This window comes from Nonomuraea sp. NPDC048881, from assembly GCF_040649795.1.
GTDB lineage: Bacteria > Actinomycetota > Actinomycetes > Streptosporangiales > Streptosporangiaceae > Nonomuraea.
Genome location: NZ_JBEZGC010000003.1, coordinates 448398 through 461417, shown reverse-complemented (window position 1 = coordinate 461417; position 13020 = coordinate 448398). Strand labels below are relative to the sequence as shown.

The following is a 13020-nucleotide window of genomic DNA, read 5'->3' as shown; positions in this document are numbered from 1 at the left end:
GCCTGCGACACCGTTGGCCGGGTGATCGAAGTCAACCAACTGACCAAGCGTTACGGCGCGGTGAGGGCCGTCAACGCGCTGACCTTCACCGTGCGGCCGGGCTGCGTCACCGGGTTCCTCGGCCCGAACGGCGCCGGCAAGAGCACCACGATGCGGATGATCCTCGGGCTGAACAGGCCCACCAGCGGCACCGCCACCATCGGCGGCCGCCCGTTCGCCCGTCACCGCGCCGGCCTGCGGCACGCCGGCGCGCTGCTGGACGCCGGCGACGTGCACGGCGGGCGCACCGCGGCGGCGCACCTGTCGGCGCTGGCCCGCGGCAACGGCCTGCCGCGCCGCCGGGTGGGCGAAGTGCTGCGAGAGGTGGGCCTGGAGGGCGTGGCCCGCCGCCGGGTGGGCGGTTTCTCCCTGGGCATGCGCCAGCGGCTCGGCATCGCCGCCGCCTTGCTGGGCGACCCGCCGGTGCTGCTGTTCGACGAGCCGGTCAACGGCCTGGACCCCGAGGGCGTGCGCTGGGTGCGCGGCCTGTTCCGCCGCCTGGCCGCCGAAGGACGCACCGTGCTGGTCTCCAGCCACCTGATGAGCGAGATGGAGCACACCGCCGACCGGCTCGTCGTCATCGGCCGGGGCGAGTTGATCGCCGAGGAGAGCGTGGCCGAGTTCGCCGCCCGCGGCACCGGCTCGTCGGTGACCGTACGCTGCGGCGACCCCGCCGAACTGGCCGCCGTGCTGGCCCAGGCAGGCGCCCGCGCGCAGCAGGGCGACGACGGCGCGCTGACCGTCACCGGGCTGAGCGCCGCCCGCATCGGCGAGCTCGCCTTCGAGCGGCGCATCGTGCTGCGGGAACTCGCTCCGCGCCGGGCCTCGCTGGAACAGGCGTTCATGGAGCTGACCGCCGACCGCGCCGACCACCGCGCCGACTCCCATGCCGACTCCCATGCCGACTCCCTGGCAGGTGACCGGCGATGACGACCGCCCGCTTGCGTGACCTGCTGGCCGCCGAGTGGATCAAACTGTGGTCGTTGCGCTCCACCCGCTGGCTGCTCGGCCTCGGCCCGCTGGCCATCGTCGCCTTCGCCGCCCAGAGCAGCCTGAACGCCTACCGCGAGTGGCCGAGCTTCCCGCCGATGCAGAAGGCCACGTTCAGCCCCTTGAACGAGGCGTTCAGCGGGCTGTCGGCCACCATGTTCATGATCGGGGCGGGCGGCCTGGGCGCGCTGACGATCGTCGGCGAGTACGCCACCGGCCTCATCCGCACCACCCTGACCGCCGTCCCGGCCCGTCACCGCGTCGTGGCCGCCAAGCTCGCCGTCGTCGGCGGCGTGCTGCTGGCCAGCGGCGTGCTCGTCTCGGCCGCCACCTTCGGCGTCAGCCAGGCCATCCTGTCCGGCCGCGGCGTCGCCGTCGCCCTCGGCGATCCCGGCGTGCTGCGCGTGCTGGCCGCCAACGCGCTCCTGGCTCCGGTGTCAGGGCTGGTCGGCATGGGGATCGGCGCGCTGGTTCGGCACACCGCGGCCGCCGTCGTGTCCGTCTGCGCGGTGCTGGTCATCGTGCCGACGTTCTTCCGGCCGACCGTCCACCAGTGGCTCAACGACCTCTACGCCCTGGTGCCCTTCTACGTCTGGCGTACCTGCCTGGGGCTGCCCCAGCTCCGTGACGATCCCGCCCTGCCCACGGTGGCCGGATCCTGGGCCGTGTTCGCGGCCTGGCCGCTGGCCGCCGCCGTCCTGGCCGTGCTCCTCGTGCACCGCCGCGACGTCTGACCGCTCCTGAGAGGAATCCGATGAACTCCCTGCTGTTCCGGCCGCTGGCCGCCTGCCTGGCCCTGGCCGTCACGGCCTGCGCCACGCCGACCGCCTCGGCCACTCCCTCCGGCCCCGCCAACCCCGCCGGCCCCGCCAACCCCGCCGGCCCGGCCGGCCCGGCCGGCCCGGCCGCCACCGCGTCCCCGGCCGTTCGCCGGCTGGAACTGCCGCGCCCCACCGGCCCCGATCCGGTCGGCCGCGACGTCCTGTACCTGGTCGACACCAGCCGTAAGGACCCGTGGGTCCCGCGATCGGGCCCGCGCCGGCTGATGGTCTCGATGTACTACCCCGCTCGCTCGGCCACCGGCGCCCCGGCGCCCTTCATGACGGTGGAGGAGGCCGCGTCCCTGCTGCGGCGCAAGGCCCCCGGCGCCGACCTGCCCGCCGAGATCGTCAGCGGCATCCGCACCTACGCCCACACCGGCACGCCCCCCAGGCGCGGCCGCCGCCCGCTGGTGGTGCTCTCACCCGGCCTCGGCCTGCCGCGGGCCAGCCTCACCTCCCTGGCCGAGGACCTGGCCAGCCGCGGCTACGTCGTCGCCTCGCTCGACCACGCCTACGAATCGTCGGGGACCGTCTTCCCCGGAGTCGGCCTGCTCACCTGCGCACCCCTGTGCGACCAGCCCAAACCCCCCGAGGGCGGCAAAGCCGCCATCGCCCGGAACCGCGCCAAGGACGTCTCCTTCGTCCTGGACCGGCTGACCGGCCGCCACCCGGCCTGGAAACGCGCCGACCTGATCGACTCCAGGCGCGTCGGCATGGCCGGCCACTCCCTCGGCGGCGAGGCCGCCTCCACCACCATGGCGACCGACAAGCGCGTCAAGGCCGGGATCGACCTCGACGGCACCATCAGCGCAACCCTCCCCGCCACCGGCCTGGGCGATCGCCCGTTCCTGCTGATGGGCAGCCAGAGCGACCACAGCCCCGGCAAGGACGACACCTGGGACAGCGCCTGGCGGACCCTGCGCGGCTGGAAGCGCTGGCTCACCCTCGCCCAGGCCCAGCACGGCAGCTTCACCGACCTGGCCATCCCGCAGAGCAGGATCGGCCCGCCGGCTTCCGGCGTCATCGCCGCCGAACGCGGCCTGGCGCTCACCCGCGCCTACGTCGCCGCCTTCTTCGACCAGCACCTGAAGAACATCAGACGGCCCCTGCTCGACGGGCCCACCCCGGACAACCCCGAAGTCGGCTTCCACAACCCGTGACCCGGCACCGGGAGGCGCACGCGCCGCCTTCCCCGTCCGCCGCCTCCCCCTGATCGCCTCCGGGGCCGGTCAGCGGGTGGGGGCGCGGTCGAAGGCGTCGAGGATGAGGCGGCTGGCGTCCAGGTCGCGGGCGGTGTCGCCGAGGCCGGGCACCTCGATGGGGCCGGGCCAGGTGTGGCCGCCGCCGTCCACCGTGTACAGGCGCAGCGTGGCTCCCCGCGCGCAGGACGTCCACAGGCGCAGGCGGACGCGGCGCAGGGGGTGGCTGGTGGCGGGGGAGGAGCAGTGCTGGGCGGCGGCCCAGGCGTCCATGGTCTGCTCGACCGGGGGCAGCACGACGAGCGCGGCCAGGTGCCGCAGCTGGCCGCCGGGCTCGGGGTGGCCGCCGTCGTAGGGGACCAGGCGGTCGGCGGTGCCGTGGAAGGCGACGATCGTGGTGGGGACGGGCTGGGCGCAGGGCTGGGCGATGGGGATCCCGGCCACGGCGGCCACGCCGCTCAGGCGTCCGTCCAGGGCGCAGACGAGCGAGGCGGCCAGGCCCGCGCCATAGGACAGGCCGGCGGCGAACTCGCGTCCGGGGTGGGCGCACTGGTGGCGTTCGACCTCGTCCAGCAGGGCGGCCAGGTAGGCGGTGTCGTCGGGGCCGGCGGTGTGCGGCAGGGTCCAGGCCAGCCGTCCGGGCGCCGATCGGGGGGTGATGACGATGTAGCCGCGGCTCGGGCCGATCTGGGGCAGGCGGCTGTAGGCGGCCTGTTCGGCGGCGTTGGAGCCGAGGCCGTGCAGGTTGAGCAGCACGGGGTGGGGGCCGGGCCCGTCGGGCACGGCCAGCAGGTAGCGGCGGGTCAGCCCGGCGGTGGTCAGCTGGTGAGCACCGGAGGTGAGCCGGCGGGCCGTGGCCGCGCATCCACTGCTCGCCGCACCCCGCCCCCGCCCCCGCATCCGGCCCAGCGCGCGGTCCTGCGCCGGGCCTTGCGTCCGCGGGGGAGTCGCCTCCTGGGACGATCGAGGAAGGGGTGCCACTGCGGAGGGCGGCGAGGAGGCCCGCCCGCCGGCCGAAGGCGACCGTTCGCCTGCGCCCGGCAGAGAGGGCACCGCGCAGCCGGACAACACCGCCATCACCAGGAGCGACATCAACGCCAAGACCGTGGTGCCCGCGGCGCTGGTGGTGGTGATGCTTGCGCTGGTGGCCGTGCTGCTGCTCGCGGTGGTGTCTGCGCTCTTGCCCATCTCGCCCCCCCGCGCGTGCTGATGGTCGTACTGGCAAGTGTGCCTCGAACGGCCGTCCGTACGCGCGCATGCCGAAACCGGCCGCCCCCTGTGCCCGGGGGACGGCCGGTCAGGGGCGGCGGGTCAGCACACGATGAAGATGCTCTTCCAGCCGACGGGGGTGCGCTGCTCGGCGTTGCGGTTGGAGGCCAGTTCGAAGTGCATCACGCCGGAGGCGTTGGGCTGGTTGTACATGCGGCCGCTCTGGCCGTCGCCGTACCACTTGTAGGAGCCGTGGTAGGGGATGTTGGACACGCCGCAGGCGTCCAGGACGACCGAGCGGCCGGTGAAGCCGGGGCCTTCGTAGGCGACGTACTGGGAGGCGTACGCGGCGCCGGCCGAGGCGAGGACGAACCCGGCGGTGATCGCGGGGACGAGAAGGATCTTCTTCAACGTGTACTCCTTCGAGGGTTCCTGACGAATGCCCACGGTGGGTAATCGTATGGCAACCCTTCGTACACGTCGAGGCGTTTTCGCTGATGGCGAGGGCGAGGGGCCGTCGAGGACGGTCCACGGCAGCGGTCCGGGCCGTCGAAAAAGCCGCTCACCGCCGCGCCTGCCGGCGGCGGTGAGCGGCTGGAAGCCGGCCCGAGAAGGGAGGGGGAGCGGGGGAGCGGTCAGGACTTGGCGTGCAGGGCGCTGCCCTTCTTCCACTGCGAGAAGGGCAACTGCCAGTAGCCCCAGCCGTTGTTCCACTCCAGCTCGCGGTTGGTGCCGGTGATCTCCACGACGTCGCCGCGCTGGAAGTTGTCGTAGAACCACTTGGCCTGGTCGGGGCGGGAGTTGATGCAGCCGTGGCTGACGTTGCGCACGCCCTGGGCCCAGACGTTGTCCTTGGCGTGGACGTACTCGCCGGAGTTGGAGATGCGCACGGCGTGGTCGATCATCACGTCGTAGTAGCCGGGGTCGCCCTTCTTGCGGCCGGGGGAGATCATGCGCACCGGGTTGCCGCGTTCCATCGTCAGGTGCACGCCGGAGGTCGTGGTGTACTCGCGGGTGGTGGCCATGCCGGCGCTGATGCGCATGGTCTGCACGCGCTTGTTGTCCTTGTAGACGTACATCATGTGGGTCTTGGTGTTGACCTTGCTGATGACCTTGGCGCCGATCTTGAGGCTGGCGGAGTAGTCCTTCACGCCGTACAGGCCCTTGCCGGCCTTGACGCCGGTGATGCGGGCGTTGAAGGTGACCTTCTGGTGGGCGGGCCAGTACTTGGCGGTGCGGTAGATGACGGTGGTGTCGTTGATCCACCGCCAGGCGCCGGTGACGGGCTTCTCGGCCTCCACCTCCAGGGCGCGCTCGACGGCCGCCTTGCCGGTGACGGGCTGGTTGAAGGTGACGATGATCGGGGCGCCGACGCCGAGCGTCTCGCCCTTGGCGTTGGGGGTGACGTCGGCGACCTGCAGCTCCCGCTCGGGCTTGACCGTGGTGAAGGTGCTGGTGGCGGCGGTGACGCCGGCCTTGGCCGAGACGTTGTAGTTGGTGGAGGGCTTCAGCGGCGTCCGGGAGACCCATTTGGTCTTGTCGGCGTTGAACCTGCCCTCGACCATGTGGCCGCCGCCGTCGACGGTCACCTCCTCCAGCGCGCCGCCGGCGGCGGTGACCACGACCTTCTTGTCGGGGCTGACCTTGGCGCTGCCTTCGGCGGGGCTGATGGTGACGGTGGGCGCCTGCGGGGTGGCCACGGTGGTGGCCTCGGGCGCTTCCGGCCCGCGCGAAGCGGCGTTCCCGCTCGAGCAGGATGCCGTCAGGGCCGCGACCGCCAGCAGCGCGAGGCCGGCGGCAGACTTCGTCCATGCGGGCGCAACGTTCAAGACTGTCCTCTCCCCCAGGGCGGCAAACCCACCCCAAAGACTTTAATGCTCCTGCATGTATGACGCAGAAGCATTTAGGAGAGTTCGGTCACATTTGCATCACTAATTGCTGTCAACCCCAGGTCAACCTGCGTCAACGCGACGATCAACGTTCTTGCCCGTGAGGGGTTCAGCGCCGCTCCAGGCGGTGGGTCAGGCTCGTGTGCCGCCGTCCGGCGCCCTTGGTCCGTACGGCCTGGGCCAGCGCCCGCCGCGACCCCACGATCACCACCAGCCTCTTGGCCCGCGTGATCGCGGTGTAGAGCAGATTGCGCTGCAGCATCATCCACGCGCTGGTGGCCAGCGGGATCACCACCGCCGGATACTCGCTGCCCTGACTGCGGTGGATGGAGACGGCATAGGCGTGGGCCAGCTCGTCCAGCTCGTCGAAGGCGTAGTCGACCTCCTCGTCCTCGTCGGTGCGCACGGTCAGGCTGTGGTCGTCGGGACGGATGCCGGTGACGATCCCCACCGTGCCGTTGAACACCCCCGCCGCGCCCTTGTCGTAGTTGTTGCGCAACTGGGTGACCTTGTCGCCCACCCGGAACACCCGCCCGCCGTACCGGCGTTCGGGCATGCCCTCGCGGGCCGGCGTCAGCGCCTCCTGCAACGCCATGTTCAGCGCCCCCGCCCCGGCCGCGCCGCGGTGCATCGGCGCCAGCACCTGCACCTCACGCCGGGCGTCCAGCCCGAACCTGGACGGGATGCGCCGCGCGACGACGTCCACCGTCATCGCCGCGATCTCCTCCGGCTCCTCGCACGGGAACAGAAAGAAGTCCGACATGCCGGCCAGCACCGGATGGTGCCCGGTGTTGACCCGGTGGGCGTTGGTCACCACCCCCGACTCCTGCGCCTGACGGAAGATCTGCGTCAGGCGCACCCGCGGCACGTCCACGGCGGCCAGCAGATCCTTCAGCACCTCCCCGGCCCCCACCGAGGGAAGCTGGTCCACGTCGCCCACCAGCAGCAGATGCGTGCCCGGCGCCACCGCCTTGAGCAGCTTGTTGGCCAGCAGCAGATCCAGCATCGAGGCCTCGTCCACCACCACCAGGTCGGCGTCCAGCGGGTTGTCACGGTCGAAGGTGGCCTCCCCGCCCGGCCTCAGCTGCAACAACCGGTGAACCGTGGTGGCCTCGTGCCCGGTCAGCTCCGACAACCTCTTGGCCGCCCGCCCGGTCGGCGCGGCCAGGATCACCTTGGCCCGCTTGGCCCTGGCCAGCGTCACGATCGACCGCACGGTGAAACTCTTGCCGCACCCCGGCCCGCCCGTCAGCACCGCCACCTTGCACGTCAGCGCCAGCCGTACCGCCTGACGCTGCTCGGGCGCCAGCTCGGCGCCCGTCTGGGCCGCCAGCCACGACTCGGCCCGCTCCCAGTCGACGTCGGCAAAGGACCGCAGCCGGTCATGGCCGCTGTTCAGCAACGACAACAACCCGCCGGCCAGCGACAGCTCGGCCCGGTGGAAGGGCGGCAGATACACCGCCGGCACGCTGTTGTCCCCGGCGGGCACCTGCTCGCGCACCACCCCCTCCTCGGCCGCCAGCTCCTCCATGCACCGCGTGGCCAGCTCGGCCGGCACGTCGAGGATCTTGACCGCGTCGGCCACCAGGTTCGGCGCCGGCAGATAGCAGTGGCCGTCGTCGGCCGCCTGCGACAACGTGTACCGCAGCCCCGCCTTGACCCGCTCGGGACTGTCATGGGGGATCCCGACGGCCTGGGCGATCGTGTCGGCCGTCTTGAACCCGATGCCCCACACCTCGTCGGCCAGCCGGTACGGCTGCCCGCGCACCACCGAGATCGACGACTCCCCGTACTGCTTGAAGATCCGCACCGCGATCGAGGTGGACACCCCGACCCCCTGCAGAAAGATCATCACCTCCTTGATGATCTTCTGCTCCTCCCACGCCGCCGCGATCATCTTCGTCCGCTTGGGACCCAGCCCCGGAACCTCCACCAGCCGCTGCGGCTCCTGCTCGATCACCTCCAGCGTCCCCGTGCCGAAATGATCGACGATCCGCTCGGCCATCTTCGGACCGATCCCCTTGATCAGCCCCGACCCCAGATAACGCCGGATGCCCTGAACCGTGGCCGGCAACACCGTGGTGTAGGACCACACCTCGAACTGCCTGCCGTACCGCGGATGCGACGTCCACCGCCCCCGCAACCGCAACGACTCTCCGACCTGCGCCCCCAGCAGCGGCCCCACCACGGTCAGCAACTCCGCCCCCGACCGCTCGGTGGCCACCCGCGCGATCGTGTACCCCGTCTCCTCGCTGGCGAAGGTGATGCGCTCAAGCACCGCATCGAGGGACACACCGAGCGAACCGTTGGCGTCAGGCTTCACGCAAACCCCTCTGTTGCCTGTTTTGAAGGCAAGGGTAGAGCAGCAGGCGGACAAGGACGGGGGAGCCGCGTGCACCCCCGGCAGCCCTGCGCCTCCGGGCTTGTGTGGTTCTGTGTCGATCACGTGACTCGTATGAGAACGATAGTGATCACGAGGACCCGCGCCGAGATTCCCTGTCTCCCGAAGAGGCCGCACGGGCCGCATTCGCGCCCGGCGGGCCGATCGTGGAGGAACTGGCCGCCCTCGGTGAGGTCGACCACCATCTCATCGCCGACGTCCTCGCAGGTCAGAAGTGACAGCTCTGCGGCACCGCCATGGCGATGGCACGCCCGGGGAACTTCGGCAGGGGGTCAACTCGCCCCGGACCGGACCGCGGCAGGTTCGGAGGGGGCACCCTCACCTCTCTGACGCACCACCGGCGTGCGGCGGCCAACGTGCTGCTGTACGCCTCCATGCCAGTTACTCACCTGGCCCGACATGGGCCGAAACGGTCGAGATCAATGCGAGTGCCGTGCCCCGAAGGTTTCAGGGCACGGCAAGCGGCGTCAGCGGATCAGACCCTGTCGACTCAGTGGGGCGGCGTGATGTCGAGGAAGGGGCTGCAGTTGGCGGGCCAAGGCCGCGTCGCCATGGTGCCCGGAGGCGGGAAGACGGTGCACGTGCTCTGCGCTATGCGCGAGTGCGCGTTGAGGACAGTGATATGCACGGTCGTCCCCTCGTCGGGCGCAGCCAGGGTGATGTCGACCAGGCGGCCGAAGTTTCTGGGCAGCCGCGAGGACAGGTCGTGCCATCGTGGCGTCGTCCGCGGGTCCCTGATCAGTACCTTGTCCTCCCGAACGACCCCGACGAACTTGGTCGGCGGCCTCTCCTCGTCCTCGGGGTCCCCTTGGAAGGCCGAGTCGATCGCGACAGCGTTGTCGTCGTCCATCCCGCCGGGGAAGGAGCGATTCTTTGCTTTCACGACCTTGGCATCCGCGAGGCCGTGAACGCCGGCGACCGATGTCGTGTGGACGCCGGCAAAGGCTGGCGCTGGAACTGAAAGAGCCGTGAGTGCGCTGGTTGCCGTAGCGGCTAGAGCAAACGCCAGCACGCGTGTGATGCCGAGTGGGTGCGAAGCGCGCCCGCTCTGGTATAGAGCCACGTGTTTCCCCTGTAGATGCCAGATTCGAACGAAAGGGGCCAATAGCCGCCCCTAAATGGTTGCAAATTTGAAACTACCCCTTCGATGAAGCGATAAAGCGCATATGTTTTCTGCGGAAGGTAAGGAGTATCGAAAGACAAATAAAAAGCAATCGTTTCAGATATTTAGCGGCAAATAGGGGGAGGCGTGCATATTTGCGCATAATGATCCCGGACAGGGCGAATGAACTCCGGGGCTGCACGTACGGGCACAGACGCGACGGCCCGCCCCGGGCTCCGCCTCGCGCCCCGGGGGACGAGCTGTACGCGCGCGGGTGAAGCGGGACCCCGGTCAGACGACGTGACGGCGTCCACGGCGTCCACGGCGTCCACGGCCCGGAGTCGAAGGCCGTGCGCGCCGGCTACCAGGACAAGGTCGGTGCGACGCCGACCGGCGTCATCGACGAGACGACCCGGGATCCGACCTGGTCGTGGAGACCTGCGTAGCTGCCCGCTCGACTCCCGATGCCCCGAAGACGCCTAGAAGAGCACGACCCCTGTGAACGTGGTCAATGTCGCAGCCCACAGCAGCCAGCCTGCGAAGAAGTCCTTGTACTGACTTCGGAACAGGCCCACCAGTCCCGCGCCCAGAAGAAACACGCAAACCAGCAGGAACCCGACGGGCACGCCGACGGCCAGGCTACTGAACGCCAGCAACATCAGCGAACCGACTCCGGTCAGGAACAACCCGGCTGCGACATGCACTGCCTTGCCGATCGCCACGACGGCACTCCTTGATCCACGAGCAAGACGAAATCGCGATGAGAAGCACAGCGGCGTCAGATCGCGCTTCGCCGATCAAGAGCCTACAGATGTGCCGTCCCCAGCGAACTGGGCCCCCCTTCTTGCGCCGAATCAACCACTTGCCGAACAACTCCCAGCGTCCGCCCTGCTCGCAGTGGGCGCCTCCGCACAGCAGCACCCTGTGAAGGAAACCTCATGTGCCGCGTGGCCAATCGCCATCAGGGATGTCGCAACCCTCGCGCACGGCACATGCGCGGATGGCGTTCCCGGACGGCCGAGGCGGCGCCGCGGAGTCGAGCCCCCTGCCGATCCGGGCGCCCAGCGAGCACAAAGCCTGCCTGAGCTCGGCCGGTTCGATGTGTGCGAGATCGGCGTCGAACGTGAGCAGCAGCCCCGCCAGCCCCGGCCATGACCACGCGCCGAGCGTGAGCCGGCACGCGCCCTCGGAGACGTACTCCACCGTCGACCCGCCCGGAGCGAACCGGGCGACCGTGGCAGCGGGCAGAGCCAGAACAGCCGAACCGCGACACGGCCACTCAGCGGCGGCATCCCCACGGTCGTGCGCCGTCATCACGAAGACGACAGGATCACCGTGCGGGACGTCACGCCGGTCGAAAGGGACGTGCGTGGGCGGGTGCGGCGTGCAACGTCAAAGACGGCAACCAGCCCGGCTACTGGCCCCTCGCCCTCGCACTGCTCGCCGGCGGCCTCGGACTCGGCCTCGGCCTCGCCGCCCCCATCCTCGTCAACGTCGTCCTGGCAGGCATCCCCGGACGCAACGCAGGCGCCGCGAGCGGGGTCCTGTCCACCGTCAACCAGATCGGCGGCGCGGCCGGCATCGCCGTCCTCGGCACCATCTTCTTCACCACCGCCACCGCCACCCCACCAGCCGCCACACCACCGGCGCTGCCCGCCTACAGTCACACGCAGCATCGTCCTGATCGCCTCCACCGCGCTCTACCTCACCACCGCACTCGTGATGCTCGCACTCCCGAAAACCGCAACCACGAACGCCCCATAGAGACGACCCCCAGACGGGGGAGCGGGAACCACACCACGAACCCGGCCCCCGTCAGCACCCAACCCACCCACCACCCCTTACAGTGTCACCGGTGAAGATCAGAGAAGGCCGCCCCGGCGACGACGCCGTCCTCCTGACCATGTTCGACAGCGCCGTGCAATGGCTCGTCAGCCAGAACCGCACCGGCCAATGGGGCACCCGCCCCTTCACCGGCGACCCCCGCCGCACCCAGCAAGCCGCCGACTGGCTCGCCGGCGGCGGCATGCGCATCGCCGAGATCGACGACCAACCAGCCGGCTGCATCGTCGTCGGCGACGCCCTGCCCTACGTCACCCCCGCCACCGAACCCGAGCTCTACGTCCAGGTCCTCGTCATCGACCAACGCCACGCAGGACGATCCGTCGGACGACACCTCCTGCAATGGGCCCTGCAAGAAGCCCGCGACCGCGGCCTCGGACTCCTCCGCGTCGACTGCTACGCCGGCGACGACGAACGCCTCGTCTCCTACTACGAAAGCTGCGGATTCACCCGCGACCAGCCCTTCACCGTAGGGGAGTGGCCCGGCATGATCCTCCACCAACGCCCCTGACCCCGCAGATCACACCAGCGACAACTGAGCCACCGACGGCCCCCGACCCACCGGCTCCGGCGCACCGCACCGCATCCCATAAACCCGGCACAACTGCGCGATCTGCCCCGTGATCCGCTGCTCATAGCCGGGGGAGGGGAACCCCGCCCGATCGTAGAGCTCCTCATAACGCTCCACCAGATGCGGATGCGCCCCAGCCAACCACCGCAAATACCACTGCCGCGTCCCCGGCGGCAACCGCAACACCACCGGCTCCACCGCCACCGCCCCCGCACCCGCGATCCGCCGCACCGTCGCCGTCAACTGATCAGCCGCATCACTCAGCAACGGCAACACCGGAGCCATCAACACCCGGCACTCCACCCCGGCCTCCACCAGCGCCGACACCAACTCCAACCGCGCCTGCGCCCCCACCGCACCCGGCTCCACCGCACGCCTGATCCGCTCGTCCACGAACGCGATCGACACCGCCACCCGCGCACCCGCCCGCGCCAGCACCTCCGCATCCCGCAACACCAGCGCACTGCGCGTATACACCGTGAACGGCACCCCCGCCGCCCCCAGCGCCGCCACCACCCCCGGCATCAACCGATACCTCTCCTCAGCAGGCTGATAACCATCGCCCGCCACCCCCACCGCCAGCGGCTCGCCCTCCCACCGCCCCAACTCCGACCGCAACCGCTCCACCACATTCGCACGGACCACGATCCGCGCATCGAAATCAGCCCCCGCATCCAACCCCAGCTTGCGATGACCCGCCCGCGCCCCACACCCCAGACACGCATGCGCACAACCCCGATAAGGCGAAACCGCCCACCGCTCGACGATGCCCGCACTCCCAGGCACCCGCTCGATCACCGTACGGGCCTGCGTCTCATAAAAACCGTCACGCACCACCGCGCGCCGCTCGATCAGCGGCCGCTCATCGACCGCCTCGACAAGCGCCAGCGCATCCCAACCCACCCAACCAGTGGAACACGCATTCGACTACCTTTTCAAGCGGAACCCGCAACACCC

General features: G+C 70.4%; 13 protein-coding genes. 4 read left to right on the top strand and 9 right to left on the bottom strand.

The genetic code is table 11. The annotated features are described in order from the left end of the window. Nucleotides 1-21 precede the first annotated feature (21 nt). Genes AB0C33_RS13020 through AB0C33_RS13010 form a run of 3 tightly spaced genes read left to right on the top strand, consistent with a single transcriptional unit; the run spans nt 22 to nt 3010 of the window. Nucleotides 22-969, top strand: a complete 948-nt coding sequence (locus AB0C33_RS13020; RefSeq protein ID WP_358286734.1) for an ABC transporter ATP-binding protein — start codon at nt 22-24, stop codon at nt 967-969. Next, nucleotides 966-1763 (top strand): hypothetical protein, encoded by a 798-nt coding sequence (locus AB0C33_RS13015; protein ID WP_358286732.1) that lies wholly within the window; start codon nt 966-968, stop codon nt 1761-1763. The genes AB0C33_RS13020 and AB0C33_RS13015 overlap by 4 nt, the downstream gene beginning before the upstream one ends. A gap of 20 nt (nt 1764-1783) precedes the next feature. Continuing rightward, the gene (locus tag AB0C33_RS13010) at nt 1784-3010 is read left to right on the top strand and encodes an alpha/beta hydrolase (RefSeq protein ID WP_358286730.1); all 1227 of its coding nucleotides are present in this window, start codon (nt 1784-1786) and stop codon (nt 3008-3010) included. A gap of 69 nt (nt 3011-3079) precedes the next feature. Here the strand turns inward: AB0C33_RS13010 and AB0C33_RS13005 are convergent, their stop codons facing one another. From AB0C33_RS13005 to AB0C33_RS12970, 8 genes are all read right to left on the bottom strand, one after another. Further along, nucleotides 3080-4237: a hypothetical protein gene (locus AB0C33_RS13005; RefSeq protein ID WP_358286728.1), complete on the bottom strand. Its 1158-nt coding sequence runs from the start codon at nt 4235-4237 to the stop codon at nt 3080-3082. A gap of 123 nt (nt 4238-4360) precedes the next feature. After that, nucleotides 4361-4669, bottom strand: a complete 309-nt coding sequence (locus AB0C33_RS13000; protein ID WP_352329610.1) for a MiAMP1 family antimicrobial peptide — start codon at nt 4667-4669, stop codon at nt 4361-4363. Nucleotides 4670-4893: 224 nt separating this feature from the next. After that, nucleotides 4894-6087, bottom strand: a complete 1194-nt coding sequence (locus AB0C33_RS12995) for an Ig-like domain-containing protein (RefSeq protein ID WP_358286726.1) — start codon at nt 6085-6087, stop codon at nt 4894-4896. Between the two features lie 169 nt (nt 6088-6256). Further along, nucleotides 6257-8470 (bottom strand): ATP-dependent RecD-like DNA helicase, encoded by a 2214-nt coding sequence (locus tag AB0C33_RS12990; protein WP_358286724.1) that lies wholly within the window; start codon nt 8468-8470, stop codon nt 6257-6259. 568 nt (nt 8471-9038) lie between these two features. Then, entirely contained in the window at nt 9039-9560 is a 522-nt protein-coding gene (locus tag AB0C33_RS12985; RefSeq protein WP_358286722.1) for a hypothetical protein, read from the bottom strand. Nucleotides 9561-10129: 569 nt separating this feature from the next. Then, nucleotides 10130-10372 carry a hypothetical protein gene (locus AB0C33_RS12980; protein WP_358286720.1) on the bottom strand — a complete coding sequence of 81 codons (243 nt, stop codon included), beginning with the start codon at nt 10370-10372 and terminating at the stop codon, nt 10130-10132. Nucleotides 10373-10586: 214 nt separating this feature from the next. Further along, nucleotides 10587-10964, bottom strand: coding sequence for a hypothetical protein (locus AB0C33_RS12975; RefSeq protein WP_358286718.1), 378 nt, complete (start codon nt 10962-10964; stop codon nt 10587-10589). Next, nucleotides 10964-11344, bottom strand: a complete 381-nt coding sequence (locus AB0C33_RS12970; RefSeq protein WP_358286716.1) for a hypothetical protein — start codon at nt 11342-11344, stop codon at nt 10964-10966. The genes AB0C33_RS12975 and AB0C33_RS12970 overlap by 1 nt, the downstream gene beginning before the upstream one ends. Nucleotides 11345-11505: 161 nt before the next feature. On the opposite strand from AB0C33_RS12970, the gene AB0C33_RS12965 reads away from it, so the two are divergent. Then, complete coding sequence (locus AB0C33_RS12965) at nt 11506-12003, top strand: GNAT family N-acetyltransferase (RefSeq protein WP_358286714.1); 498 nt, start codon at nt 11506-11508, stop codon at nt 12001-12003. Nucleotides 12004-12012: 9 nt separating this feature from the next. Here the strand turns inward: AB0C33_RS12965 and AB0C33_RS12960 are convergent, their stop codons facing one another. After that, on the bottom strand, nt 12013-12966 hold the full coding sequence (locus tag AB0C33_RS12960; protein WP_358286713.1) for a radical SAM protein: 954 nt from the start codon (nt 12964-12966) through the stop codon (nt 12013-12015). Between the last annotated feature and the right edge of the window lie 54 nt (nt 12967-13020).

Excerpts from the sequence above, each read along its gene's own strand:
- AB0C33_RS13015 (WP_358286732.1), top strand. The coding sequence starts at position 966 with ATGACGACCGCCCGCTTGCGTGACCTGCTGGCCGCCGAGTGGATCAAA.
- AB0C33_RS13010 (WP_358286730.1), top strand. The coding sequence starts at position 1,784 with ATGAACTCCCTGCTGTTCCGGCCGCTGGCCGCCTGCCTGGCCCTGGCC.
- AB0C33_RS13005 (WP_358286728.1), bottom strand. The coding sequence starts at position 4,237 with ATGGGCAAGAGCGCAGACACCACCGCGAGCAGCAGCACGGCCACCAGC.
- AB0C33_RS12975 (WP_358286718.1), bottom strand. The coding sequence starts at position 10,964 with ATGACGGCGCACGACCGTGGGGATGCCGCCGCTGAGTGGCCGTGTCGC.